This window comes from Nocardioides stalactiti (assembly GCF_014180715.1).
GTDB lineage: Bacteria > Actinomycetota > Actinomycetes > Propionibacteriales > Nocardioidaceae > Nocardioides > Nocardioides stalactiti.
Genome location: NZ_JACEFC010000058.1, coordinates 1 through 26,160 on the forward strand (window position 1 = coordinate 1; position 26,160 = coordinate 26,160).

At 72.0% G+C, this 26,160-nt stretch carries 20 protein-coding genes; 9 read left to right on the top strand and 11 right to left on the bottom strand.

Annotated elements, in window-relative coordinates:
• Positions 1-1,362 (top strand): hypothetical protein (locus H0487_RS12785; protein ID WP_183094619.1); only part of this gene is annotated, 1,362 nt, incomplete at its 5' end.
• On the opposite strand, the gene H0487_RS12790 is transcribed toward H0487_RS12785, so the two are convergent.
• Positions 1,349-2,113 carry a class I SAM-dependent methyltransferase gene (locus H0487_RS12790; RefSeq protein ID WP_183094620.1) on the bottom strand — a complete coding sequence of 255 codons (765 nt, stop codon included), beginning with the start codon at positions 2,111-2,113 and terminating at the stop codon, positions 1,349-1,351. The genes H0487_RS12785 and H0487_RS12790 overlap by 14 nt on opposite strands.
• A complete protein-coding gene (locus tag H0487_RS12795; RefSeq protein WP_183094621.1) occupies positions 2,110-3,105 on the bottom strand; it encodes an aminoglycoside phosphotransferase family protein in 996 nt (331 codons plus the stop codon). Before H0487_RS12795 ends, H0487_RS12790 begins: the two co-directional genes overlap by 4 nt.
• Before the next feature lie 53 nt (positions 3,106-3,158).
• Between H0487_RS12795 and H0487_RS12800 the strand changes: the two genes are divergently transcribed.
• A complete protein-coding gene (locus tag H0487_RS12800; RefSeq protein WP_183094622.1) occupies positions 3,159-3,725 on the top strand; it encodes a hypothetical protein in 567 nt (188 codons plus the stop codon).
• A gap of 18 nt (positions 3,726-3,743) precedes the next feature.
• Here H0487_RS12800 and H0487_RS12805 read toward each other — a convergent pair whose 3' ends face one another.
• The 4 genes from H0487_RS12805 to H0487_RS12820 all read right to left on the bottom strand — a co-directional run bounded on the left by H0487_RS12805 (position 3,744) and on the right by H0487_RS12820 (position 8,942).
• Positions 3,744-5,204 (bottom strand): aldehyde dehydrogenase, encoded by a 1,461-nt coding sequence (locus tag H0487_RS12805; protein WP_183094623.1) that lies wholly within the window; start codon positions 5,202-5,204, stop codon positions 3,744-3,746.
• 96 nt (positions 5,205-5,300) lie between these two features.
• Entirely contained in the window at positions 5,301-6,467 is a 1,167-nt protein-coding gene (locus H0487_RS12810; RefSeq protein WP_183094624.1) for an Rv3169 family protein, read from the bottom strand.
• The gene (locus H0487_RS12815) at positions 6,467-7,612 is read right to left on the bottom strand and encodes a phosphotransferase family protein (protein ID WP_183094625.1); all 1,146 of its coding nucleotides are present in this window, start codon (positions 7,610-7,612) and stop codon (positions 6,467-6,469) included. Before H0487_RS12815 ends, H0487_RS12810 begins: the two co-directional genes overlap by 1 nt.
• Before the next feature lie 73 nt (positions 7,613-7,685).
• The gene (locus H0487_RS12820; protein WP_183094626.1) at positions 7,686-8,942 is read right to left on the bottom strand and encodes a sulfotransferase family protein; all 1,257 of its coding nucleotides are present in this window, start codon (positions 8,940-8,942) and stop codon (positions 7,686-7,688) included.
• 99 nt (positions 8,943-9,041) lie between these two features.
• Here H0487_RS12820 and H0487_RS12825 point away from each other — a divergent pair, with 99 nt between their 5' ends.
• Together H0487_RS12825 and H0487_RS12830 are read left to right on the top strand one after the other, a co-directional pair.
• Entirely contained in the window at positions 9,042-9,620 is a 579-nt protein-coding gene (locus H0487_RS12825; RefSeq protein ID WP_183094627.1) for a TetR/AcrR family transcriptional regulator, read from the top strand.
• The gene (locus tag H0487_RS12830; protein WP_183094628.1) at positions 9,617-10,729 is read left to right on the top strand and encodes a DUF1214 domain-containing protein; all 1,113 of its coding nucleotides are present in this window, start codon (positions 9,617-9,619) and stop codon (positions 10,727-10,729) included. Before H0487_RS12825 ends, H0487_RS12830 begins: the two co-directional genes overlap by 4 nt.
• 12 nt (positions 10,730-10,741) lie before the next feature.
• On the opposite strand, the gene H0487_RS12835 is transcribed toward H0487_RS12830, so the two are convergent.
• The 4 genes from H0487_RS12835 to H0487_RS12850 all read right to left on the bottom strand — a co-directional run bounded on the left by H0487_RS12835 (position 10,742) and on the right by H0487_RS12850 (position 18,619).
• A complete protein-coding gene (locus tag H0487_RS12835) occupies positions 10,742-12,241 on the bottom strand; it encodes an MFS transporter (RefSeq protein WP_183094629.1) in 1,500 nt (499 codons plus the stop codon).
• 7 nt (positions 12,242-12,248) lie between these two features.
• Positions 12,249-13,355 carry a GuaB3 family IMP dehydrogenase-related protein gene (locus H0487_RS12840; RefSeq protein ID WP_183094630.1) on the bottom strand — a complete coding sequence of 369 codons (1,107 nt, stop codon included), beginning with the start codon at positions 13,353-13,355 and terminating at the stop codon, positions 12,249-12,251.
• A 42-nt stretch (positions 13,356-13,397) separates the two neighbouring features.
• The gene (locus tag H0487_RS12845) at positions 13,398-16,751 is read right to left on the bottom strand and encodes a proprotein convertase P-domain-containing protein (protein WP_183094631.1); all 3,354 of its coding nucleotides are present in this window, start codon (positions 16,749-16,751) and stop codon (positions 13,398-13,400) included.
• Between the two features lie 116 nt (positions 16,752-16,867).
• Positions 16,868-18,619: a hydroxysqualene dehydroxylase gene (locus tag H0487_RS12850; RefSeq protein WP_183094632.1), complete on the bottom strand. Its 1,752-nt coding sequence runs from the start codon at positions 18,617-18,619 to the stop codon at positions 16,868-16,870.
• Positions 18,620-18,670: 51 nt separating this feature from the next.
• Between H0487_RS12850 and H0487_RS12855 the strand changes: the two genes are divergently transcribed.
• Complete coding sequence (locus tag H0487_RS12855) at positions 18,671-19,303, top strand: TetR/AcrR family transcriptional regulator (protein ID WP_183094633.1); 633 nt, start codon at positions 18,671-18,673, stop codon at positions 19,301-19,303.
• Between the two features lie 11 nt (positions 19,304-19,314).
• The gene (locus H0487_RS12860; protein WP_183094634.1) at positions 19,315-21,411 is read left to right on the top strand and encodes an AfsR/SARP family transcriptional regulator; all 2,097 of its coding nucleotides are present in this window, start codon (positions 19,315-19,317) and stop codon (positions 21,409-21,411) included.
• 270 nt (positions 21,412-21,681) lie between these two features.
• Here H0487_RS12860 and guaB read toward each other — a convergent pair whose 3' ends face one another.
• On the bottom strand, positions 21,682-23,190 hold the full coding sequence (guaB, locus tag H0487_RS12865; RefSeq protein ID WP_183094635.1) for an IMP dehydrogenase: 1,509 nt from the start codon (positions 23,188-23,190) through the stop codon (positions 21,682-21,684).
• Between the two features lie 146 nt (positions 23,191-23,336).
• Here guaB and H0487_RS12870 point away from each other — a divergent pair, with 146 nt between their 5' ends.
• From H0487_RS12870 to zwf, 3 genes are all read left to right on the top strand, one after another.
• Positions 23,337-23,969, top strand: a complete 633-nt coding sequence (locus H0487_RS12870; protein ID WP_183094636.1) for a zinc metalloprotease — start codon at positions 23,337-23,339, stop codon at positions 23,967-23,969.
• Between the two features lie 272 nt (positions 23,970-24,241).
• The gene (locus tag H0487_RS12875) at positions 24,242-24,634 is read left to right on the top strand and encodes a hypothetical protein (protein ID WP_183094637.1); all 393 of its coding nucleotides are present in this window, start codon (positions 24,242-24,244) and stop codon (positions 24,632-24,634) included.
• 50 nt (positions 24,635-24,684) lie between these two features.
• Positions 24,685-26,154, top strand: coding sequence for a glucose-6-phosphate dehydrogenase (gene zwf, locus H0487_RS12880; protein WP_312855933.1), 1,470 nt, complete (start codon positions 24,685-24,687; stop codon positions 26,152-26,154).
• Positions 26,155-26,160 lie beyond the last annotated feature (6 nt).

The following is a 26,160-nucleotide window of genomic DNA, read 5'->3' on the forward strand; positions in this document are numbered from 1 at the left end:
CGTCCCGACCCCGACCCGGCGGCGGTCGCCGAGCACGCCCGCCTCGGCGACGACCCCGTGCTCGCCGCGCGCTGGCTCAGGGTGGCGGCGGCCCGGGCGGCCGAGCGTTTCGACCACGCGACCGCCGAGGACCTGCTCGACCAGTCGCTCGCCCTGGTCCACGACCACGAGACCCTCGTCGCGCGTGCCCAGGTCCGCATCCGGCGCGGCCGCTACCGCGACGCCGAGGCCGATGTCGTCGCCGCGACCGAGGGCGGCGACCACCGGTGGGAGGTGGGCGCCTGGGCGGCGTACTTCGACCGCAGGTTCGACGATGCCCTCCGCTACGCCGACGACGGCGCGCTCGCGGCCGACGACCAGACCCGTGCGGGCTGCCTGGTCGCCTCGGGGCGGATCCTGCACGCCCGGGGCGACCTCGAGCAGGCCCGTGCCCACCTGACCCGGGCGATGGACGCCGCCACCGGCACCGAGCGCCTCGAGGCGGCCGCCTGGCTCGGTGTGCTCCAGGCGCATCGCAGCCGGCCCGACCAGGCGATCGACCTGCTGCGGCCGATCACCCGCGCCGGGGTGCGGGCCGACCTCACGACGGCGTACCTCCACGCGCTGCTGTTCACGGGCCACGCCTCGGCCGTCGCCGGCCGTCCTGCCGCCGCCCTCGACTGCTTCGCGCGCTACGGCAGCGAGGTCGCGCGGCGCGACGTCCCGCGGTTCGCCGGGCGCGGCGCCAACTTCTCCGGCTGGGTGCTGCGCAACCTCGGCGCCACGGACGCCGGGCTCGACCGCCATCACGAGGCCCTCGCGGAGACCGTCGGTGGCGCGATCCCGGAGGTCGCGGTCTCGGTGCTGGAGGACCTGGCCGACGAGCGGATCCGGGCGGGCGACCCCGACGCCGCGGCCGGCCACCTCGCGCAGGCGCGCACCGCGCTCCACGGCGCGCTGGTGTTCGGGTGGCGCCTCGAGATGCGGTGGCAGCTCCTCTCCGCCCAGGAGCGGCTCCTGAGCGGCGCCCCCGAGGAGGCGCTGCGGATCGCCGACGGGCTGCGCGATGCAGCGGTCCGGTCAGGGGTCCCGCGGTACGACGCCGCGGCGCGCCTGGTGTCCCACCGCGCGCGGAACGCCCTCGGCGAACCCGTCGACCTCGATGTCGCGGAGCGCGACCTCGACGGCCTGGAGCACGCCGTCAAGATCGAGGCCTGGTGGTGGGCCGGTCAGCTCGGCGCCGACCTGGGGCAGCCCACGTGGGTCGAGCGGGCCGAGCGGATGGCGGCCGACCTGGCCCGCGCCGCGGGTCCGCACGGCGACACGCTGCGCGCGGAGGCGGACCGGCAGCTGCCCGCGTGGAAGGCCCTCAGCGAGCGCTGAGGACGACGATCGCGACGACGAGCGACGGCATCCCCTCGACCGCCGCCTCGGCCTCGGCGCGGGCCTCCGCGAGTGCGTCCGGAGCCAGGGTGGCGGCGAACGGCGCGAGGTGGGCCATGCCGATCCGCCAGTCCACGAGGTCGGCGGGGCTGCGCAGCCCGGAGTCGACCTCGAGCACCTGCGCCTCCGCGTGCGCGAAGCCCGCCCGGCGCGCCAGGTCCTCCAGCTCCGCCGGCCCCGGGTCACCGTCGCCGCCGGCCGCCTTGAACGTGCGGTACCAGTCGGGCGCGTCGAACCCGCGGCGCACCATCACCGCGTCGATCGCCTCCTTGGCGGGGTGGTCCCAGCCAGGGGCGAACGCCGTCGCGAGCAGCGCGCCCGCCACCCTGCGCAGCTCGATCGCCGCCGGGGTCGGGTCGGCGAAGTGGTTGAGCGAGAAGGCTGCGGCGGCGAGGTCGAAGGAGCCGTCGCGGAACGGGATCCGCTGGAGGTCGCCGACGGTCGACAGGGCCGGCGGGCGCGGGAGCATGCCCGGCGCGAGGTCGAGCGCGACGACCTCGCGGGCGCCGCGGGCCCGCAGGGCCCGGCCCGCCACCCCGGTGCCGGCCCCGGCGTCGAGGACGCGGGCCCCGTCGAGCGGCACCGGGGCGTGGTCGGCCATCGCCTCGGCGAGCCGGCCGTACATCCGCGCCGGCCCGGCCCGCCAGCCGTCGGCCGCGGCGTCGTACGCCGCCCCGATGTCGTGGCTCACGGGCCCGTGAGCAGCGGCGCGGCGCGCACGACCTGCTCCTCCCACCAGGCCAGCTCCTCGTCGTAGCCGCCGAGCGCCTTCTCCCAGCCGAACTGGACCATCGCGCCGATCAGGCAGAGGCCGAGCTGACGGTCGAACCACGGCTCGGTCGCGACGCCGTGCCGCTCGAGCGCGGCGCGATAGGTGGCGATCGCGTCCTCCTTGGACGTCGGCAGCCGACGGCAGTTGATCGCGAGGTACCAGGCGAGGTCGCTCAGTGCCGCGCCCGTCCCGGGCAGCTCCCAGTCGAGCAGGATCGTCCGGCCGTCGGGAAGGCTGCCGAGGTTGTCGAGCTTCCAGTTGCCGTGGACGAACGTCTGCGGCGTGGTGTCGAGGGCCGCCAGCAGCGGGGCCGGGTCGTGCGCCAGCGGTACGACGACCGACGCGAGCGCCGGCGCGACCTCGTCGAGCAGCGGCCAGCCCTGGGCGACCAGCCGCGGCACCAGGTGGTCCGAGCCGAGCGCCGCCTCGGCGGCCGCCATCCGCGGCGAGAGCTCCAGGTAGCGCGTCTCGGGCGTGACCACCTCGATCCGCTGCTCCCAGAAGGTGGCGTGCAGGGCGGCCATGTGGTCGAGGAACCGCGCGTGCTGGTCGAGCGGCACCGGGTCGTCGGTCGCGGGGACCAGCCACTCCCCCACGTCGCGCATGAGGATCCCCGCGAGCGTCGGCCGTGCCGCGTCGCGCGCCACCGCGACGATCGGCTGGTCGAAGCAGTCCGGTAGAGCGTCGAGCACGCCGAGTCGCCACAGCGCCACCGTCGCCGTCCCCGGCACGTCGGCGACCCGCAGCGTCCAGTCGCCGTCGCGGTCGAGGTGCTTGAGCACGAGCGGCACCCCGTCGATCCGCAGCCGCTCGAGCCGCGCCCCCGACTTCCCCGGGCCGTCCAGCGGCTGCCGGTCCGTCGCCCCCGCCACCAAGGCCTCCACCGAGTCGAGCACCGGCCGCTCTTGCATAGGACCTCCTCGGATTCCCGACGGATCCGTCGGCGTCGCTCTATGTTCGGACCATGCGCACCTCCTTGGCCACCCTGGGCTGCCTGCTCGTCGCCCTCGTCCCGGCGCCGGCCCAGGCGGAGGACCTGTCGGTCCCCGACGGGCGCGACGACTACTGGCACGACACGCGCAGCTCAGGGGAGGACCCGTACCCGGGTGTCCCCGACTACGGCGACCCCGACCTGGTCCGCACGACGTACCGCCACGGCGACACACGAGTGGTGACCCGCCTCAAGCTGGCGCGGCTCGAGCGCAGCGACGGCGGCTACTGGCGAGGGGAGGTCCGGTTCCGCACCGACACCGGGCTGATGGCCCGCGCCGAGGTCTTCAGGGCCTACGACGGTCCGACGGTCACCCGTTGGCGCGGCCCGGGGACCTGCGTCGTCGACGGCAAGGTCGACTGGGCGGACGACGTCCTCGTCGTCAGCGTGCCGCGCGCCTGCCTGCGCCGTCCGGCGACCGTCGAGCTGACGTCGGCGACGAAGTGGGCGCCGACGAGCGACGACTACCCCTACCTCGACGTGTCGGGCAGCGACGGCTATCGGTTGAACGCCTGGTCAGCCCCGCTCTCGCGGGGCTGACCACCGACGGCTGCTCGCTCACTCCATCGGCGGCGAGGAGAGGTACACCGCCTTGGCCTCCGTGTACTGCGCGAGGCCCTCGGGACCGAACTCGCGGCCCACGCCGGAGTTCTTGTAGCCGCCGAACGGTGCCGCCATGTCCATCGTGTAGGTGTTGACGCCGATCGTGCCGGTCCGGATCTGACGCGCGACCTCGGTCCCGGCCTCCGCGTCGGCCGTCCACACGGTGCCGGCCAGCCCGTACTCGGAGTCGTTGGCGATCCGGATCGCGTCGGCCACGTCGTCGTAAGCGATGACCGAGAGGACCGGCCCGAAGATCTCCTCCTGCGCGATCCGCATCCGGTTGTCGACGCCTGAGAAGACGGTGGGCCGCACGTACCAGCCCTTCGTCAGCCCGTCCGGCATGCCGAGGCCGCCGGTGAGGAGCTGAGCGCCCTCCTCCTGTCCGAGCGCGATGTACTTCTCGACCCGTTCCTGCTGGCGCTGCGCGACCATCGGACCGATCTCGGTCGCCGGGTCCATCGGGTCGCCGACCTTCATCCCGCCGATCATCTCGGCGAGCGACGCGGCGAACGCGTCGTGGCGGTCCCGGCTGACCAGGACCCGGGTCTGGGCGACGCAGGCCTGGCCGGAGTTCATGACCCCGAGGAACTTCAGGCCCTCCAACGTCGAGGCGAGGTCGGCGTCGTCGAGGACGATCGCGGCCGACTTGCCGCCGAGCTCGAGCGAGCAGCGCTTGAGGTGCTCCCCGCAGATCGCGCCGATCCGCCGGCCGGCAGCGGTCGAGCCGGTGAACGCCACCTTGTCGACGCCCGGGTGGCGCACCAGGTGCTCGCCGACCTCACGACCGGCCGCGACGATGCTGACGACGCCCTCCGGCACCCCGGCCTCGAGCAACGCCTCGGCCAGCACGTAGCAGTCCAGCGGAGACTCCGGAGCGGGCTTCACGACCACCGTGCAGCCCGCGAGGAGCGCCGGCACCAGCTTGGAGAGCACCGTGAACTGCGGGACGTTCCACGGCGGGATGGCCGCGACCACGCCGATCGGCTCGTGCCGCACCATCACGTCAGCACCGAGCGCGCCGGGCCGGGTCGCCTCCCACGGGAACTCCCGCGCGATGGTGAGGAACGCCTCGATCTGCATCCAGGCCGCCGGCGCCTGCGCCAGGTTGCTGAACGAGATCGGCGAGCCCATCTCGGTGGAGATGACGGTCGCCATCTCCTCCAGGCGTGCGGCGTACGACATCGACAGCGCCGCGACGACGTCGATCCGCTCCGCCGGCGTCATCCGCGGCCACGGTCCCTCGTCGAACGCCTTGCGCGCTGCAGCCACCGCCGCGTCGATGTCGGCCGTGCTGCCCTCGGGCACCCGCGCCACGACCTCCTCGGAGTGCGGCGAGACCACCTCCAGCACGGCGTCGGTCGCGGGCTTGGTCCACGTGCCTGCGATGAAGAGGGCGTCGCGGTTCAGGTCAGTCATGGGGTGATCTCCTGGTTGGGGTGCGCGCCGCGTGGTCCGCGACTCCGCTCACTTCGTTCGCTACGCTCCGCCGCGGACCACGCGGCGGCGCGCTGATCAAGGCGCCAGCGTGAACCAGTCCTCGAAGCCCGAGGGGTCGTGCCGGCCGAGGGCACCGTGCTCGAACAGGCCCCAACCCTCGACGCCGTCGGCGCCGGGGCCGTGGGCCACCGCGTGGCCGACGTGGTCGATCACGCCGAACATGACGCGGCCGGCCACGGCCGGGTCGTTCATGTCGTAGGTGAGCCGCTCGGTGAAGCCGGCGCCCTTCCACATGCCGTGGGTCCAGTCCGAGTCGCCGCCGTAGCCGCCGCCGACATGGATCGGGACCGGGAGCTTCGAGGTGACCTCGAGGACGAGCTCCTTGCCGTCCGGGGTCTGGCAGACGATCGTGCAGCCGGTCGGGACGCGGGTGCCGGAGGCGTAGCGCATCTCGACGCGGGGCCAGCCGAGCTGCTCGACGCGCCCGTCCTTGAAGACGCGGGTGCAGTCGTTGAGCACCCGGTAGCCGTCGGGCGTCTCCTGGATGATGATCACGACGGAGAAGTCGTCGAACCGCATCGGCACGTAGAGCCACCACATGCCCTCGAAGGCGGGGTCGGCCGGTTTGCCCGCAGGCGCGGCCTCGCCGACCGGGCGGATGCCCCACGAGCGGTCGCGGGAGCCGACCCAGCGGTCGGGGGTGACGGCGATGTCGGAGCCGTCGACCGAGAGGACGCCCTCCCAGGTACCGACCTGGGCGAAGCGTTGCGCGTCGAGGATCGTGTTGGCGCCCTGGCGCATCACGTGCGGCAGCTCCTGGACGACGTCGAAGGAGCCCTCCCAGGTGAGGTCCATCGCGATGCCGTGGGTCTCCTCCATGACCAGCCGCAGCTTGTGCAGCGGCTCGATGATCTCGACCCGGTAGCTCCCGACCTGCTGCTGCATCCGGTCCGCGCCCCGCGGGTCCGCGGCGTCGCTGAGGTGGACCGCCGTCTGCTCGTCACCCCGGCGGAGCAGGACGAACGCATCCTTGGTCCCGAGGTTCGGGTAGAAGCCGAGGCCGGTGATGAGGAAGAGGTCGCCGGTGCGGTCGTGCGCGTTGAGGTAGCACCGGTCGTAGAAGTTCCGGTCGCTGCTCCCGGCCCAGGCGACCGGTCGCGGCAGCTGGTGGATCGGGTACTCGTCGAGGGGGCCGAGGCCGTAGTACTCGCCGTGGAGACCGTGCTTGCCGAGGCCGCTCATCACGCACCCACTTCCTGGAGGAGACGCTCGAACAGCGGGCGGTGGTGCATGACGGACTCGGGGTCCTCGGGTCGTTCGATCTCACCGAAGTGGATCTGCCGGGCGCTGGTGCGGAGGAAGACGATCCCCCAGATGACGGCGGCGAAGAGCTGGTACCAGGTGAGATCGCCGATCTTCACCCCGGCGAGCTCCTCGTACGTCGCGGCGACCGCGTCGGCCGTCATGAAGTCGGGCATGCCCGGCAAGCCCATCATCGTGGAGATCTCTTGAAAAACGGAGTGGGCGAAGACCATCCAGGCGAGGTCGAGCTCGCGCGGCCCGAGGGTCGCCATCTCCCAGTCGAGGACGGCGACGGGCGCGAAGTCGCGATACATCACGTTGCCGATCCGGGCGTCGCCCCAGATCAGGACGGGGTCGCCCTCGGGGGGCAGGTTGCCGGCGAGCCAGGTCAGTCCCCGCTCGATGAGCGGGGAGCGCGGGCTGCCCTCCGCCGCGCCGATCGCGTAGTCGTACCAGGCGCTCAGCTTCGCGACGTTGCGGGCGAGCGGCGTCGCTCCCTCGTGGCCGGTGACGGCCGGGTCGAGGAAGGCGAACCGCTCGGCCGCGCCCTCGATGTTGTGGAGCTTCGCCAGCACCTCGACGCTGCTGCGCTGGAGCGCCTGCTGCTGCTCGACGGGGGCGTCGAAGAGCCAGTTGTCACCGAACGTGTAGGGCAGGACGTCCGGTGGCACGGCGCCGTCCAGCCGGTCCATCAGGAAGAACGGGGTACCGAGCACGGCACCGGTCGGCTCGATCAGACCGACTCGGGGGACGGGGACGCCGGCGAGCTCGCCGGCGAGGCGCATCGCGTCGTACTGGTCCTGGAGGCGGTACGACGCGAACACCGGCAGGTCCTCGGCGGCCGGAGCGACCCGGGCGACGTACTCCTTGGTGGCGCGCTCGCCGCTCTCGGTGGCGGTGATCGCGAGCAGCACGGTCTCGCTGGACATGCCGTTGGTCTGGATGCCCTCGTGGATCGTGACGACCGGATCGGCTCCGTCCGGCAGCACGGTGGCCAGCCACTCCTCGAGCCGGGCGCGCACCACGTCCGGGTCACGGCTGGAGCGCTGCAGGGTCATGTCGGCGGGCGGCGGTGCCTGCGTCATCGGGGGTTCCTCCGGGGCTCGAGCGCGGCGGGGCCGCGCTGTGATCAAAACTAGAACAGGTTCTAAGGGGTTCTCAAGGAGTGGGGGCGAGAAAGCGCTGGGAGTACGGCGCGAACCGCTCCGCGAGGTCCGCCCCGTCGAGCCCGACCAGCTCGGGCCGATAGTCGACCCGGCCGAGGTGCCCCGCCGGATGGGAGTCCAGGTAGGCCTTCAGGGAGGCCCGCACCGCGGGGCCCGTCTCCTCCCCTGCCAGCGCGAGCACCCGCTCGACGGCTCCGACCTGGTCGGCCATGAACTCCTCGAAGGGCAGGTCGAGCGACCGGTCCGGACCGAACACGTCCCGGTCGGCGGCCAGTGACCCGAGCATGACCTCGAGCCGGTCCGCCCACCGCCGGCCCGTGGCGAACGGGTCCGGGGGGTGACGGAACATCCGCTCGGTGTAGGCGACCATCGTCGCGATCGAGGTCACGACGTGGGCCGGGTCCCGGTGCGTCACGACGACGGTCGCGCCCGGGAAGACCTCCGCGAGGGCCGGCAGCTGCTCGAGGTGCTGCGGCGACTTGAGCAACCACCGGCCGCCCGGGCGCAGGTGCTGGAGGGCCTGGAGCTGGAGGCGCAGGTAGCGGTAGTGCGGGGCCTGGTCGTGCGCCTGGTAGTAGTCGACCCAGCGGGGCACCTCGGTCAGCGTCTCGAAGAACATGGTGGAGAAGTCGCACGCGAGCAGGGCGATCTCCTCGTGGACGTGGTCGGGGCCCTCGATCTCGTGCATCCGGATGAAGTGGGGCAGCGCCTGGTTCATGACCTCGACGGCCGCAGCGGTCCGCTCGCGCCGCGGGTTCGGCTCGATCCCGACCTCCGCAGCCACCGGGAACGGCTCGAGGCTCTCCCAGTAGGGCAGCGTCCGGAAGCGTCCGGTCGATGCCAGCAGCTGGAGCAGGTGGGTGGTCCCGGTCCGCGGCAGGCCGGCGATCACGACCGGCGGCAGGAGCTCGCGCTCCGCGATCGACGGGACCCTGCGCAGCAGGTCGGTGAGCAGGAGCCGGTTCTTGAGGAGCTGGACGAGCTGGACGTAGAGGTTGACCTGGCCGGACCGGGTCAGCCCCGGCACCGCGCGGTAGCAGTCGAGCAGGAGGTCGAGCCGCTCCTCGTAGTCCCGCGACCCGAAGTCGTCGAGCCCGGTCTCGGTCCGCGCCTGGGCGTGGAGGGTGGCACTGTCCAGCGGGCACAGGTCCGCCATCGCGTCCATCATCGCCAGCACCTCGGCGGCCGCCGGCGGGAACGTCGGGTCGGCGAGGTCCTCGAGCCGGACCGTGGCCTGGTCGCTCTTCATCCGCAGTGACCCTCCTCACGTGATCACGATTACGATACGGTGGGGATCGTATTAGGGGAAGAGCCGTCGACGATTGATTCGAAGGGGGATGGCGAGGCGATGACGACACCACGCGGTGCGGGCCGGCCCCGCGACCCACGGATCGAGCAGGCGGCGCTGGACGCCGCCCGCGACCTGCTGGTCGAGGTGGGCTACCAGCGGCTGACGATGGCCGCGGTCGCCGGGCGGGCGGGGACGACGAAAGCGGCCCTGTACCGCCGCTGGCCCTCGCTCCCCCACCTCGTCTACGAGGCCGCGTTCCCCGACGAGCTGCTCAAGGACTGGCACCTCGGGCGCGAGCTCCGCGCCGACCTGCTGGGCATCGTGGTCGGCACCCGGGACGCCTTCACCAGCCCGGTCGCGGCAGCCGCGCTCCCGGGCCTGCTCGCCGAGTTCTCCACGCACCCGGCGCTGCACAACGCCCTGTTCTCCCGGTTCGCCGGGGTCGCCGAGGCGATCGACGACCGGTTCCGTGCCGCCGCCGAGGCCGGGGAGGCGCGGCCGACTGCCAGCGCCCAGGACGTCCTCAACCTGATGATCGGCGCCGCCCTCATCGGCGTCCTCGTCGGACCCGAGACGCTCGACGACGCGTGGGCCGGACGCATCACCGACATCCTCACCGATGGGATCCGCCCATGACCGTCGACCACACCGAGGCCCAGTCCGCGTTCCGCGAGCTCCTCGACACCCTGCGCGACCTCGACAAGAGCTTCACCGAGGGCGACCGCGCGGTGACCGACGACCGGACCCTCGCCGACGGCTACCGACAGGTCCTCACCACGCTCGGAGTCGCGCTGGACACCTACCTGTTCGCGGAGCCGAGCCGGCCCCAGTTCGTCGACACCAACACCCCGTTCCGGCGTGACCGGCGCTGGGGCGGCGACAACACCGACTGCTACTACGCGCTCTGCACGATCGACCCGTCCCGGCGCTACCGGATCAGCGGCAACCGCGGGGACAGCGTCTACTTCTCCGTCACCGCCTACAACGAGCCGTCGCCCGGTGCCTGGTCCGACAAGGTCGTCGCCCTCGTGCGCGACTCCGATCTCGAGTACGACGCCGACGGCAGGTTCACCTTCGACCTCGGGCCACTCCCGGAGGGCGTGGTGCTGCTGACCCGCGACTACCAGGCCGACCCGCTCACCGGCCGCCGGATCGTCTGGGAGATCGAGTCGCTCGACGAGCCCGACCCCGTCGCCCACGGCTCGGTGGAGACCGCGGCGGCGCTCCGGTCGAGCGCCGCGTGGCTGCGCACGATGTTCGCGATCATCCCGCTGACGGTCGGGGTCCGCAGCGACGACGGCCACACCATCGGTCACGAGATCACCCAGGTCGCCAACGACTGCGGCGAGCCCTACCAGGTGGCCGACGCCAACTTCGGCTGGTCGGCTCGTGACGCGGCGTACTCCTTCGGCAGCTTCGTCCTCGAGGACGACGAGGCGCTGGTCATCACCCACCGACCGCCGGCCTGCCGGTTCTGGAACTTCGTCGTGTGGAACCAGTTCATGGCCACCCACCCGGCGACCGACGACCGCTGCTCGGTCAACGGCACCCAGGCCGTCCCCAACAGCGACGGCACCGTGACCGTCGTCCTCGCCAAGCGGCGCCTCGACCACCCCAACGCCGTCTCCACCGTCGACTACCCGCGCGGCAACGTGGCGTTCCGCTGGTTCCTTCCCGACGCGGTCCCGGTCAAGCCGGAGGTGCGGCTGGTCAAGGTCGCGGACGCCCCGACCGCGACGACCTGAGGGCGCAGCAGGTCAGCGGCCGCGATCGGCCGGGTGGAGCTGTGGCGCGCTCACCCCGCAGTGGCGGCACTCCTCGATGTGCAGGCGGTGCTCCTCGGGCCCGGCTGCGGTGAGCGGTCGTCGTACGAGAGCGACGGCGAGGACGCTGCCCGCGAGCAGCAGCGCGGCGCTGATGAGCATGGCGACCCGGTAGCCGTCGCCGAACGCCCCGGGGTCGGTGTAGTCGCCGCCGCCGATACCGGCGGCCACGGGGATCACGGCGACGGCGAGCAACCCCGCGGTGCGGGCCACCGCGTTGTTGACACCGGACGCGATGCCGGCGTGCCGGTCGTCGGCCGCATCGAGCACCGTCGCCGTCAGCGGCGCGACCAGCAGGGTCAGGCCGGCCCCGAACACGACGACCGCGGGGAGCACGTCGACGCCGTACGACGCGCCCGCGTCGACCCGGCTCATGAGCAGCACGCCGACACCGGCGAGGAGCGGCCCCACCGTCATCGGCAGCCGCGGCCCGATCCGTTGCGCCAGGGCGCCGGCGCGCGCCGAGAAGCCGAGCATGAGCAGCGTGACCGGCAGCATCGCCGAGCCCGCGACGATCGGCGACCACCCCACGACCACCTGGAGCTGGAGCACGAGCAGCACGAACACCACGCCGAGCGCGGCGTAGACGAGGAACGTCACCAGGTTGGCCGCGCTGAACTGGGTGTTGCGGAACAGCGACAGCGGCACGAGCGGGTGGGACGAACGCGCCTCGACCACGACGAACGTGACCAGCAGCGCCAGCCCTGCCCCGATCGTCGGGCCGACGGACGAACCGAACCCGGCCTCGCCCGCCCGGGTCAGCCCGAACGTCACGGCCGCGAGCCCACCGGCTGCCAGTGCGGTGCCGAGGACGTCGAGCCGACCGACCGCGTCGGGGTCCCGGCTCTCGGGGACGTGGCGGACGGCGACGAGCACGATGAGGACCGCGACCGGGACGTTGACGAGGAAGACCAGCCGCCAGCTCACCTCGACCAGCCAGCCACCCACGAGCGGCCCCAGGGCGGCCGCGATGCCCCCGAGGCCGGACCAGGCGCCGACCGCGGCCGACCGGTCCTCGTCCCGGAACGAGGCGGCGATGATGGCGAGGCTGCCCGGTGTCAGCAGCGCACCACCCACGCCCTGCAGCCCGCGGGCGGCGACGAGGGTCTCGATGTCGGGTGCGAGCCCGCACAGCAGCGACGCCAGCGCGAACCAGACCACCCCGACCAGGAAGATCCGCCGCCGGCCGAGCCGGTCGCCCAGCGACCCCCCGACCAGGATGAGCGCCGCCAGCGTGAGCGTGTAGGCGTTGATGGTCCACTGGAGCCCGCCGAAGTCGGCATCGAGGTCCTCGCCGATCCGGCCGAGCGCGACGTTGACCACGGTCGCGTCGAGCATCGCCAGGCCGGAGCCCAGCACCGTCGTCAGGAGCACCCACCGACCGCGGGCACTGCCCATCTCCAGGGCGGTGCCGTCCGGCGGCGTGGTGCTCATGCGGGCGTCACTCGGCGACGACCTCGATCCGCTGGAACTCCTTGAGGTCGGTGTAGCCGGTCGTGGCCATCGACCGCTTGAGCGCGCCGACCAGGTTCATCGTGCCGTCGGCGACCCGGCTGGGACCGAAGAGGATCTCCTCGATCGTGCCGATCTGCTCGAACTGGACGCGCTGGCCGCGCGGCAGCTCGTGGTGGTGGGCCTCGGCGCCCCAGTGGAAGCCGCGACCCGGAGCGTCGGCGGCACGGGCGAACGGCGAGCCGACCATGACCGCGTCGGCCCCGCAGGCGACGGCCTTGGCGATGTCCCCCGACCGGCCGATCGAGCCGTCGGCGATGACGTGGACGTAGCGGCCGCCCGACTCGTCGAGGTAGTCGCGCCGGGCCGCAGCCACGTCGGCCACCGCGGAGGCCATGGGGACGGCGACCCCGAGCACGCTGCGGGTCGTGTGGGCGGCGCCGCCGCCGAAGCCGACGAGCACGCCGGCCGCACCGGTGCGCATCAGGTGGAGCGCCGCCTGGTGGGTCGCGCAGCCGCCGACGATCACCGGCACGTCGAGCTCGTAGATGAACTCCTTGAGGTTGAGCGGCTCCGCCTGGCTCGACACGTGCTCCGCGGAGACCGTGGTACCGCGGATGACGAAGAGGTCGACCCCGGCGTCGGTGACGACCTTGGCGAACTCCTTGGTCCGCTGCGGCGAGAGCGAGCCGGCCACCGTGACCCCCGCGGCGCGGATCTGGCGCAGCCGCTCGGCGATGAGCTCGGGCTTGATCGGCTCCGCGTAGATCTCCTGGAGGCGGCGCGTGGCGGCGTCGCCCTGCAGGCCGGCGACCTCCTCGAGCAGCGGCTCGGGGTCGCTGTAGCGGGTCCAGATGCCCTCGAGGTTGAGCACCCCGAGACCGCCGTACTGACCGAACGCGATGGCCGTCGACGGCGACATCACCGAGTCCATCGGCGCCGCCAGGATCGGCAGCGAGAAGCGGTAGGCGTCGATCTGCCAGTCGACGCTGACCTCCTCGGGATCGCGGGTGCGCCGGGACGGCACGATCGCGATGTCGTCGAAGGAGTACGCACGGCGGGCGCGCTTGGCCCGGCCGATCTCGATGTCGGTCACCGGCTGATTCTAGGGACTAAGCGCTCGAGGCCGTGAAACCCGCTACGGGATGCTGACCCGGACGTCCCCGGCATCGGTCGTCGCGGTGTCGTTCCCGTCACCGCCGTCGGCGGTGTCGTTGCCCGAGATCCCGTCCAGCGTGTGCAGGTCGTCCCCGCCGTTGCCGCCGAACAACAGGTCGCCGCCACCGAAGCCCTTGAGGTCGTCGTTGCCGAGACCACCGTGGATCAGGTTCCCCAGCGCGGTGCCGAACAGGACGTCGGCGCCGGAGCCACCGAAGATGTTCTCCATCCCGACGGCGCCGTCGCCCTCCCCTGCGGCGCCCTCGTCGTTGGGTCCGGTCGCGAGCGTGACACTGACCGCTGCCGTCCGGAGCTCGTAGGAGAGGGCGTCGACCCCGCTGCCGCCGTCGAACCGGTCACCGGCGTCGGACGTCGACCCCTGGACGAACCGGTCGCTCCCGGCCCCGCCCTGCACCGTGTCGGCGCCGCCGCCGTCACGGATCTCGTCGTCGCCGGACCCGCCGATGAGCAGGTTGGCCAGAGGCGTGCCCACGATCAGGTCTCCCCCGCTCCCGGTCGTCGCGTTCTCCACGTTGACCAGTCCGTCCGTCTCGCCGGTGGCACCGTCGTCGTCGAGACCGTTGCCGAGCGTCAGCTTCAGGTCCGCGGTCCGGGAGGCGTAGGAGATCAGGTCCGTTCCTGTGCCGCCGTCGAAGCTGTCACCGGGGTCGGCGGGCGACGCCTGCAGGAAGGTGTCGTCGCCACCGTCACCGCGGACGTCGTCGGCGCCGCCGAGGTCGCGGATCTCGTCGGCTCCCGCACTCCCGGAGAGGATGTTGGCGCCCGAGCTGCCGACGATGACGTCGTCGGCGGAGCCGCCGGTGAGGTTCTCGACCGCAAGGATCTTGTCGTCCTCCGCGGGGGCACCGTCGTCGGCGGCTCCGTTGAGGGACAGCTCGACACCTTCGTCACGAGACGAGTACGACACCCGGTCCGAGCCGTTGCCACCGTTGTAGACGTCGCCCGGGTCGATCTCGAACTGGGCGAGGAGGAGGTCGGCCCCCTCCCCGCCGTCGACCAGGTCGTTGCCGAGCAGGTCGCGGATCGTGTCGGCCCCGGCCCGTCCCTCGAGCTCGTTGCGCACCACGCTGCCGATGATCGTGTCGCTGCCCGCCCCGCCGACGAGGTCCTCGACCCCGAGGAGCCGGTCGGTCTCGCCCGGGGCGCCGTCGTCGGCGATGCCGTTGTTGATGGAGAGGGCCACCGCGTCGGGCCGCGCGGCGTAGGTGACCTGGTCCCGGACCCCCTCACCGCCGTTGAGGAGGTCGCCGGCGTCGACCTGGATCGGCTGGATCAGCGTGTCGTCGCCGGACTCCCCGAACACCCGGTCCGCACCGAGCTGGTCGCGCGTCGTGTCGTCCCCCGGGCCCGCGCAGATCCTGTCGTCCCCGGCTCCGGCATTGATCACGTCGTTCCCGCCCCGGGCGACGATCACGTCGTCGCCCGCCGTGCCGGTGATCGTCTCGCCGGCTTCGCTGCCCACGATGGTCGCCGGCTTGCCGTCGCACGGCGGCGCCGTCTCCAGATCGAGCGACCACCCCTGCATCGAACCGGCGTCCCCGCCGGCGTCGTCGGTCACGTAGAGGCTCCAGGTCCCGTCGGCCAGCAGTCCGTCGAAGCTCGCGAGCGTGCCTGAAGCCGTCGGCGGCGGCGCCGGCGCCGGGAAGGTGTCCCCCGCGGTGTTGTTGGTCGGCCGGAAGGTGCCGCTGACGACCGTGCTCGGCACGTCGCTGGGGGCTTCGTCGTCCAGCACGATGGTGGCGTTGTTGGCATCGGTGGACCCGCCCAGGTCGGAGAAGATCACCGATCCCGTGGTGCCGTCGGGACCGACGAGGAGGACGTCGACGTCGGAGGGGAAGGTGTGGTTGAAACCTTGGAGGTTGACGTTGACGTCGGTGACCGTGGTGCCGTCGGGGAAGCTGGCCTGGATCGGGCTCGGGTACGGCGTGGCCGGCCCGGAGGTCCCGGTCCCCGGGACGGCGAAGTCGGTGCCGTTCTCGAGGTCGCAGTCCATCGACCCGTCCGACGGGGCGCGGAGGCAGGTGCCCGGGTCAGCGACGGTGTCCGTGCCCGAGGTGAGGGCCTCGGCGATCACCCGGATCGAGGCGACCCCGGTCTGCTGGATGCCGAGCAACAGCCGCACGTCGACGGACGCGCCGGGAGCCAGCGGCGTGGCCAGCGTGACGACGCCGACCGAGAGGGAGGAGTTGAACCCGCCGCCGTTGGGCTGGCTCGGCGGCTGCTCGAGGGTCGTTCCCTGGACGGTGACGTTGCTCGTGCCCGAGCCGCACGGCGGCCGGTCGGTGGTCACGACGACTGCGGTCGAGGTCCGCGGCCGGAGGTCGGAGATGCCCGAGGGCGCCGGGAAGGTCCGGACGTCGGCCACCCGCAGCCTCAGGCGCGTGACGTTGCCCCCGGTGTTGTTGGTGATGGTGCGCCGGATGTCCGTGGTGCCGAACGTCGAGTTGTTGGCCGGGTCCGACGTGAAGTCGCGCACGGCGTTGGGCGGCGCGGAGGCCCCGACGCACGGGTCGAGGAGGGAGACGTCGAGGAGGGCGTTGCTCCTCGGCGAGGAGAGGTTCGAGGGTCCCGGCGCGCCGAGGCGCTGACCGGCGCCGGCCGAGGTGCCGTTGGTGTCGACGAACACGAAGTCGTCGGCGTTGTTGTCGGTGTCCTCCGGCAGCCCCGGCGTCTCCGTCGCCAGTGTGTTCGTGGCGATCGCACCGGTGGAGAGGTTGCGGTAGAAGCTGTAGTTGATCGAGAACGGCACCAGGGCCGGATAACCGGTCCCCTCCTTGTAGAGGGTGTTGGCCTCCGAGGTGCTGCCCACCGCGTCGAGCCGGTTCGCGAGCGTGAAGCTGGCGGCGACACTGGTGTTGAACAGCGCGATGCCCGCGTTGTCCGGGATGTCGGTCGTATAGGTGGCGTCCCCGGTCGCCGTGGTCCCGTTGCCCGCCGGGTAGGACGCCAGCGAGTAGCCCACCGAGTTCACGCACAGGTACGAGCCGAAGGCCGGGATCACCGTCCCGGTGGGGATGACGCAGCGGGCGACGGCGTTGGAGGCCGCCAACGCGTAGCCGGTCCCGGAGATCGGGGTGACGACGTGGTCTGAGACCCCCACGTTGGTGATCTCGATGAACTCGTCGTTCGCACCGTTGGGGCCACGGACCCGGAACTCGGAGATCACCAGCGGCCGGGTCGCATCGACCTGCGCGACGACCCCGTCACCCGGGCCGCCCCCGTCCTCGGCGGCGGCCGGCACCACGGCTCCGGTGCTCCAGCCTGCGACGACGACGGCGATCGCGACCGCCGTCCCGATGAGTCGTGTCCGCATGACGACGTCCGTTCTCCCGAAAAGAGCAGCCGACCAGGGGCCCGAGAGAGTCGCCGCCCCTACGAACCTACTCCCGCTCGGGCCCGTCAGACGGCGACCGGTGGGAATTCATCCGATCAGCCGATGTCGAAGAGGTTCTTCTGACCCGCCTTGTAGAGCTGCTTGTCGACGATCTTGAGCGCCTCCCACTCCTTGGGGCGGTGCAGCTGGTAGATCTTCGCGGGCGTACCGGGGGCCGAGGCCTCCTCGGCGATCGCGTTGGCAGCCTGCCGACCCGACTCGTTGGCGCCCTCCATGGTGGCCAGGTCGATGTTGGTCTTGCAGAAGTCGCCGGCCATGAAGAGGTTGGGGATGGCGGTGCGGGCCGTGGGTCGCTTGTCCCACGAGTCCACGGTGTTGATGAGGAGCGGCTCGTCGTTGGAGTTGCGCCGGCTGACCGGGTCCCACTTGATGGCCGGGTCGAGGAACCAGGAGTGGAGCACGTCGTCGGGCAGCACCGACTTCCCGGTGTCCTCCAACGACGCCTTGAGCTGCGCCCACACCTCGGCCTTGACCTCGGCCTTGGTGCACCGGTTGGCGGGCTTGCCGTAGAGGATCCCCGGCGTCGTCCAGTCCGAGATGTCCACCGAGAGGCAGTCGACGGCGGTGCCGTCGCCGTACGTCGTCGGGAAGTCGTTGGTCCAGTGGTCGGCCTGGAGGATGCCGGTGAGCGACCACGGGGAGTCGAGGAAGGCCAGGTGGCCCGAGGTGATGTCGACCTTGCGCTTGAGGAAGAACTGGATGCCGTTCATCCAGTCGGCGAAGAGGGTGGTGAGGCCCTCGAGAGCCGGGTCGGCGGCCAGGACGGCCGGCGAGAGCCACGGCGTGACCCGCTCGACCGGCATCGCGGAGACGAAGTAGTCAGCGCTGATCGTCTTCGGCCCGCTGGGCGTGGTCGCGCGGGCGCCGGTGATCCGGCCGCCGGCGACGTCGAGGCCGACGATCGTGGTCGCGTTCTGGAAGCGCACGCCCCGCCCGCGCAGGTGGGTCACCCACGGGTCGATCCACACCTCGTTGGTCGGGCCGTTGAGGATCTGGTCCGCTGGCCGGCCGTTGGTCCCGAACCCGGCGAACGAGTAGAGGAACGCCTCCGCCATGTTGCCGATGGTGCGGGTGCTGGCGATCTCCTCCTTCGCCGCGACCAGGGCGCGGGTGAGGCCGCGGGCGGCGACGGTCTGGTACTCGGCATTGCGCTGCTCGGCCTTGACGAAGTCCCACCAGGAGGTCTTCTCCCACTGACCGAAGCGGCGCTCGTCGCAGCTGGAGAGGAACACGATCAGCCGGGTCGCGAAGTAGGTCGCGTCGACCGGCGAGATCATCGAGCCGCCGACCAGCTCGTTGACGATGAAACGGCGCAGTGCGTCGGGCGTCGCGAGGTGGCGGGGGTCGGGGATCAGGCCGAAGAGGTTCTGGTCGTCACGGCCGCCGGCACGCGGGAACAGAGGGATGCCCGCGCCGACCAGGTTGTCGAAGACCCCGTTCTCGTTGGTGCCGAACGGGATCCGGGCCATCGTGTCGGGGATGTGGCTGTAGAAGCCGGGGAAGAACCGGAAGCCGTGCTCGCCGGGCAGGTTGCGGCGACCGCCCGCGGCGGTGCCCGGCACCGGGATGCTCCGCGCCTTGCCGCCGAGCGCCTTGCGCTCGTAGACGGTGACCTGGAAGCCGCGCTCCACCAGCTCGTGCGCGGCCGACAGGCCCGCCATGCCGCCACCCAGCACGGCGACCCGGCGACGGGTCGCGGCGAGCACGGGTGACTTCGGACCGAGGGCGACGGCCGCTGCGGCGACCCCCGAGCCGGCGAGCACGCTCCGACGAGAGACAGACCCCATGAGTTCTTTCCCTTTCCACTAACCGACACTGGTGTCGGTTAAGGTGAGATTGTGTCCGCCCACCCCTCCGACGTCAACCGGCCGCGCCGCCGCCTGCGCGGTGCCGAGCGGCGCACCCGGATCGAGGCGGCTGCGGTCGACGTCTTCGCCCGGCGGGGGTACGACGCCACGTCGATCGGCGAGGTGGCCCTGGCCGCCGGCGTCACCCGGACCGTGCTCTACGACCACTTCCACGACAAGCGCGACCTCTTCCTCCACGTCCTCGAGACGCAGCACGAGCTGATGCTCAGCGAGATCGCGGGCGGCATCACCAGCGAGGGCGAGCCGCGCGACCGGGTCCGCGCGACGCTCGCGGCGTACCTGCGTTTCACCCGCGACCACCCGTCCGCGCGTCGCCTGCTGCTCGATCCGGTGCCCTCCGGCGACATCGACCTCGACGAGGTCGTGCGCGGCTACCTGGAGGCGCGGAGCGACGCGATCTCCGGACTGCTGGCCACCGACCTCGCCCGGGCCGGCGTGGACCTGTCCTCCACCAGCCTGCCCGTCATCGTCGCCGTCATGAGCGGCGCGTCCGACGGGCTCGCCCAGTGGTGGGCGCTCCATCCGGAGACGCCGTTCGACGACGTCGTCGACGCCGCCACCCGACTGCTGTGGAACGGGCTCCCCCGCGCGGGCGAGCCGTAATACTGGGGGCGATGAACCACCAGCCTCCCGATCCGCGGCGACGCCTGCTGGCCGACCTCGCCACGTCGGACCAGGAGCAGGTCGCTGCGCTGCTGCGCGCCCGCTCGACCGAGGCGATGGCGCACCTCCACCGGGACGACTGGGTCGCGCTCGCCGCCCGCTTCCGCGGCGCCGACGGGCAGGTGCCCGCCGCGATCGCCTGGCGGTGCGGCTACGCCCTCCACCTCCAGGGCCGGCCGGTCGAGGCGCTCACGGCCTTCAGGTCGGCCGCCACGCCGACCGACGACATCGACGGCGCCCACCTCGCCGCCGCCCACGCCGCGTCCCTCTGGAGCAGGGGCGAGGTCGAGTCCGGCGCCCTCCTCGCCGACCAGGCGCTCGCGCTCGCCGAGGCCTCCGGCGACGCCGGCGCGCTCGCGGCGGCCTGGATCGCCCAGGGCCTCCTCCAGGCCGTGGACGACCGGCACGCCAGCGCGGCGGCCGACCACAAGGCCTTGCGCTTCGCCGAGGAGGCCGACGACCCGGTCGCCCTCGCCCGGATCCACACCCACCTCGCGTGCGCCGACCTCGAGGAGGCGCGCTACACCGACGCGATCGACCGGTTCCACGCGATCCTCCTGACCACCGGCGAGCACGGCCTCGTCGCCAGCCAGGCGCTCGCCCGGGTCAACCTCGCGGAGACCTACCTGCGGGTCGGCCGTCTCGACGAGGCGGTCCACGAGGCCGAGGTCGCCCGGCAGCAGTTCGCCGTCCTCGACTCGCCGCTCGTCGGAGCCGCCTGGCGGGTGCTCGGCTCGGTCAACACCGTGCGCGGGAGCCTCGGCCGGGCGGCGCACGCGCAGTCGGAGGCGGTCCGCTACGCCGAGGAGCACGGCTTCAGCCAGGTGCTGCTGCCGGCGCTGGTGGGGCTCGCCCTGGTCCGCGCGGCCGACGACCGCGACGCAGCGCGCGCGCTGCTCGAGCGTGCCCGCGCCGTGCCCTCGGCCACCCACCACCTCGCCAGCCGGCTGGCCTTCGGCTGGTTCCTGCTCCTGGAGTCCGACGAACGTCCCGAGGCCCGCGCCGAGGCGCTCGCCATCGCCGATCGCGAGCTGGCCGAGGCCCAGCGCTACAGCGAGAACTCCGTCGTCGCCGAGGCCCTCGAGCTCGCCGTCCTCGCCGGAGACCGCTCCCCCGCAGACCCGCGCCTCCAGGAGGCGCACGGGATGTGGACGTCGGCCGGCAACGTCGTACGGGCCAGCATGAACGCGTACGTCGCCGCACGGCTCGCCGGCCCGCGAGTCGCTGAGGAGGTCGCCCTCCAGCAGCTGCACAGCCTCGGCATCCACGCCGACGCCTGGTCGGTGCCCGGTCCGCTCAACGCCGTCCGTCCGGCGGACTCCCGGGTCCGCGTCCACTGCATGGGCGCGTTCGCCCTCGAGGTCGACGACCGTGCGGTCCCGGCGTCGGCCTGGCCCTCCCGCAAGGCCCGCGACGCCCTCAAGGCGCTGGCCGTCGCGGACGCCGACGGTCTCACCCGGGCCCACCTCGAGGACCTGCTGTGGCCCGAGCACCTCGAGCCCGGCAACCGGCTCTCGGTGGCCCTCTCGCAGCTGCGCCAGGTGCTCGACCCGGGGCGCGTCCACCCGGCCGACCACTACGTCATCAGCGACGGCGCCCGTGTGCGGCTCGACACCCAGCATGTCATCGTCGACGCCCAGGAGTTCTGCCAGGCCGCACGCGGCGTGACCTCGGGCGCGGTCGCCGACGTCGCCCTGCTCGAGGCGGTCGCCGCCCGCTACACCGGGGCGCTCCTCGAGGGCGAGGACGCCGCCTGGATCGAGGCGCCGCGCGAGGAGGTCGACCGGCTCGGCCGCGAGGTCAACCGGGCGCTGGCGCTCGCCCTGGCCGGGACGGCGGACGCCCCGCGCGCGGTGCCGTGGCTGATCCGGCAGATCAACGACGACCCGTACGACGAGCCGACGTACGTGTCCCTCGTGCGACTCCTCGAGCGGCTCGGCCGGCACGGCGAGGCGCGCAACTTCTACACCACCTACGCGACCCGGATGCGCGAGCTCGACGTCCCCGCGCTGGCGTGGGGCGAGGTCAGCGAGCGCAGCGCCTCCTGACCCCAGCCCGTCGAATCCGGACCTTCCTGTGCCGAATCCGGACCTACCTGGGTCGAATCCGGACCTTCCCGTGCCGAATCCGGACCTTCCTGTCGGGGCCCGGACGACGCCGTCGCAACCCGATCTCAAACTCTTCTCAACGCACCCCTGCGACGGTCACGCCATGACCGTGATCCTGCACCTCGACACCGCTCCCGAGCCGGCGGTCGCCGTACCCGTCGACGAGCAGCCTGTCCGCCCCGCACGCTTCTGGCGCCCGGGCGCCACCGGCTAGCCGTGGTAGTTCGGCGCCTCGACGGTCATCTGCACGTCGTGCGGGTGGCTCTCCTTGAGGGAGGCCGAGGTGATCCGGATGAACCGGCCCTTCTCCTGCAGCTCGGGGATCGTCTGCGCGCCGACGTAGAACATCGACTGGTTGAGACCGCCGAGGAGCTGGTGGGCGACCGCTGAGAGCGGACCGCGGTACGCGACCTGGCCCTCGATGCCCTCGGGGACGATCTTGTCGTCGCTGGTGACCTCGGCCTGGAAGTAGCGGTCCTTGGAGTAGGACTTCTTGCCGCGCGAGGACATCGCGCCGAGCGAGCCCATGCCGCGGTAGGCCTTGAACTGCTTGCCCTGCACGAAGATCACCTCACCGGGCGACTCCTCGCAGCCGGCGAGCATCGAGCCGATCATCACCGACTCGGCGCCGGCGACGATCGCCTTCGCGATGTCACCGGACTGCTGGAGGCCGCCGTCGGCGATGACCGGTACGCCGGCCGGGCCCGCAGCGAGGGAGGCCTCGTAGACGGCGGTGATCTGGGGGACGCCGCAGCCGGTGACGACGCGCGTCGTACAGATCGAGCCGGGGCCGAACCCGACCTTGACCGCGTCGGCGCCGGCGTCGACGAACGCCTGGGCACCCGCGCGGGTGGCGACGTTGCCGCCGATGACCTGGACGTGCTTGGTCGCCGGGTCGGTCTTGAGCCGTCGGACCATGTCGAGCAGCAGGGTGACGTGGCCGTGGGCGGTGTCGGCGACGAGGACGTCGACGCCGGCCTCGATGAGGCCGGTCGCCCGTTCCCACGCGTCGCCGAAGTAGCCGATGGCCGCGCCGACCATGAGCCGGCCCTGCGCGTCCTTCGATGCGTCGGGGAACTGCTCGGACTTCACGAAGTCCTTGACGGTGATGAGGCCGCCGAGCCGCCCCTGCTCGTCGACGAGCGGGAGCCGCTCGCGCTTGTGCTTGCGCAGCAGCGCGGTGGCGTCGTCGCGGCTGATCCCGACCGGGCCGGTGACCAGCGGCATCGGGGTCATGACCTCGTCGACCTTGGTGGTCGCCCACTCCGCGACGGGGGTGAACCGCAGGTCGCGGTTGGTGCAGATGCCGAGGAGCCGGTTGTCGGCGTCGACGACGGGGAGGCCGGAGACGCGGTACTCGCCGCAGATCCGGTCGAGGTCCTCGAGCGTCGCGTCGGGCCCGATGGTGACCGGGTTGGAGATGATCCCGGTCTGGGTCCGCTTCACCAGGTCGACCTGGTAGGCCTGCTCCTCCGCCGAGAGGTTGCGGTGCAGGATGCCGATGCCGCCCTGGCGGGCCATCGCGATCGCCATCCGCGACTCGGTCACGGTGTCCATCGCGGCACTGATGAGCGGCGCCTTGATGCTGATCTCGCGCGTCAGCCGCGTCGTCGTGTCGATGTCGTCCGGCGCCAGGTCGGAATGACCCGGCAGCAGCAGGACGTCGTCGTAGGTCAGCCCCAGAGGTGCGAACTTGGCGGGAACTTCAGAGACCTCCATGACGGAATCCTACGTGCCGCGGCCGCTCCCGACCCAACCGGGCCGCTGCGCCGAGAATTCACCGATATCTAGGCGGGTAACGGGGTGACAGCGACCGTTATCAAGCAGGGTTGACAGCCTGTCTAGACCGGGCAGATGGTCCTCCCATGATGAGGGGGGAGCTCGTCGCACTGGTGGTCTGCGGCGCAACGATCATGACCACCGCCAGCGCCTACGGATCGAACTTCGGTTCGATGCCGTCACAGACCGTGGACGGCAGGACCGCACAGGTCAGCTTGGCGAACAACCGCAACCACCGGATCGACTTCCTGAACACCAGAGGTGCCACTGGCGACGCCATGCAATGGGCGTTGAACACCCAGTTCCCGAGGTTCCACTTCACCTGGACCTGGGTCGACGGGGACGACTACGACGTCCGGGTCATGGACGACATGTACGACAACTTCGCGTTGCTGGCTTGGGTCAACTGCCCACCAAGAGCCATCGAGGTCGGCAAGAACCCCAATCGGTCCTGCTACGGCCAGACGCTCAAGCGAAATCTGCGGATCGATCTACCGCCGGCAGGCGAGCGATACGTGGCCTGCCACGAGCTAGGTCACACCGTGGGCTTGCAGCACGAGGAAGAGGAGCGCTCTGACTCGTGCATGCGGACGGCGAAGGACGAGACCCCCCAACTACTCGCAGGAGGACGTCAACCATGTACTCGACCAGTATTCCTGAGGGACTGGCGACCGAGGTCCGCCGGCTGCTCGCCGGCGGAGCGCTCCTGCTGGGAATGACCACGCTGGCTGCTTGTTCAGGGCCTGCGGCCGAACCCGAACGGACCGGAGCGAAACCAAACGCAGCGGCCAACGAGCCGGCGAGTGAACCGAATCGCCAGACCAGAGATCGTCCCTGGTCCGGGTTCGGCTTCGTCAGCGGTGCGCTGGAGTTCGAGACATTCGACTCGCTCGCAAGCATGGTCCGCGCTGCCGATGTCACGGTGCTCGGCACGGTGACATCGGGCCGATTCGGGCGGAGATACGACCACACCGCACCGGGTGAAGCACCGATGGCGGACATCGACCTCCACGTCGAGCTCCGGGTCGACGAGGTCCTTGCTGGCCGGGTCGGCGACGGCACCAACTCGATCACGCTGATCCTCGGGCCGTACGACACGAGCGAGATCTCCGCGAAACCATGGACGGACCTGCTGGGGCTCCAGGCGGTGTTCACGCTGCGTCGCGCTGGAACCGCGGTCACCAACGACTGGGGCAGCACCCGGGAAGACCCCGCGCTACTCGCCAAGAACTTGTACTTCGTCATCAACAGCAAGGGCCTCCTCGAGCGAGGTCCCGACGGGCTCACCCGCTCCCCGTGGGCGGAGAAGAGCGGCTGGACACCGAAGATCGAGCGGCGTCCGTTCGAGGACGTGCTCGCCAGCATCCGCGCCGCCGACGACTGAGTTTCTGCGGACCGATGGTGCCGGTTGGCTGGATCGGTCAGGCTGGGGCGGTGACCTCCCCCACGACCGCTGACCTTCCTCCGCACGTGCTGGTCCTCTTCGGCGCCACGGGCGACCTGGCGTCGCGCAAGCTGTTCCCGGGGCTCTACCGGCTCGCTGCGGCCGGACGGCTGCCCGAGCACCTCCTCGTGATCGGGAGCGGGCGGCGCTCGCCGGGGACCGACGAGGAGTTCCGGGGGCAGGTGCGGGCAGCGCTTTCGGAGTTCGTCGAGGAGGTCGACGAGACCGTCGCGGGGCCGCTGCTCGAGCGGATCTCGTTCGTCGCGTCCAGCGCCGACGACGGGGCCGCGCTCGCCGAGGCCGTCCGGGAGGCCGAGGACCGGCTGCTCGAGGAGGCCGGGTGCCTGCTGTCCGACGTACGACGCCTCCTCTACCTGTCGATCCCGCCGTCGGCAGTGCAGGGGACGGTCGAGATGCTCGCCAAGGAGGACCTCGTCGACCGCACCCGACTGGTGGCTGAGAAGCCCTTCGGCACCGACCTGGCGACCGCTCGCGTGCTCGACGGCGTGCTGCGCGACGCCTTCGACGAGAGCCAGATCTTCCGGATCGACCACTTCCTCGGCAAGGAGGCCGTCCAGAACATCCTGGCGCTGCGCTTCGCCAACGGGCTGTTCGAGCCCGCCTGGAACCGGCACACCATCGAGTCCGTGCAGATCGACGTGCCCGAGAAGCTGACCGTCGAGGGCCGCGGCAGCTTCTACGAGGGCACCGGCGGCCTGCGCGACATGGTCACGACCCACCTGTGCCAGCTGCTCGGCTTCGTGGCCCTGGAGGACCCGCACGCCTACCGCGAGTCCGCCCTCCGCGCCGCCAAGGCCGCCGTGTTCGCCGCGGTCCGGCCGCTCGACCCCGACCGGGTCGTGTTCGGCCAGTACGACGGCTACCGCGAGGAGAAGGACGTCGCGGCCGACTCCGACGTCGAGACCCTCGTCGCCATCGAGATGTGGATCGACAACGACCGCTGGCGCGGCGTCCCGTTCTACCTCCGCACCGGCAAGGCGATGACCGAAGGACGGCGGACGATCACGATCCGCTTCAACGACCCACGGCACCGCTGGCTCAAGCCCGCCGACGGAGGTCGGCCCGAGCCCAACGAGCTGGTCATCGAGCTGGCCGACCAGCCGCGGATCGCGATCGACGTGCGCGCCAAGCGCCCCGGACCCGACATGGCGATCGTCGAGGGCGTCTTCCGGCTCGACCTCGTCGGCGACGCGCCCGACTCCGACCCGCTCGAGGCCTACGAGCGCCTGCTCCTCGACGTCATGCGCGGCGACCGCACCCTCTTCATCAGCTCCAGCGAGGTCGAGCGACTCTGGGAGATCTGCCAGCCGGTCCTCGACCGACGGCCGCCGACCCAGCCGTACCCGCAGGGATCGTGGGGTCCGCAGGCCGCCATCGACCTGCCCGTGGGCGGCTGGCGGCTCGGCAACCACGCGCCGGACCGCGGCCTCACCTCGTAGGGCACG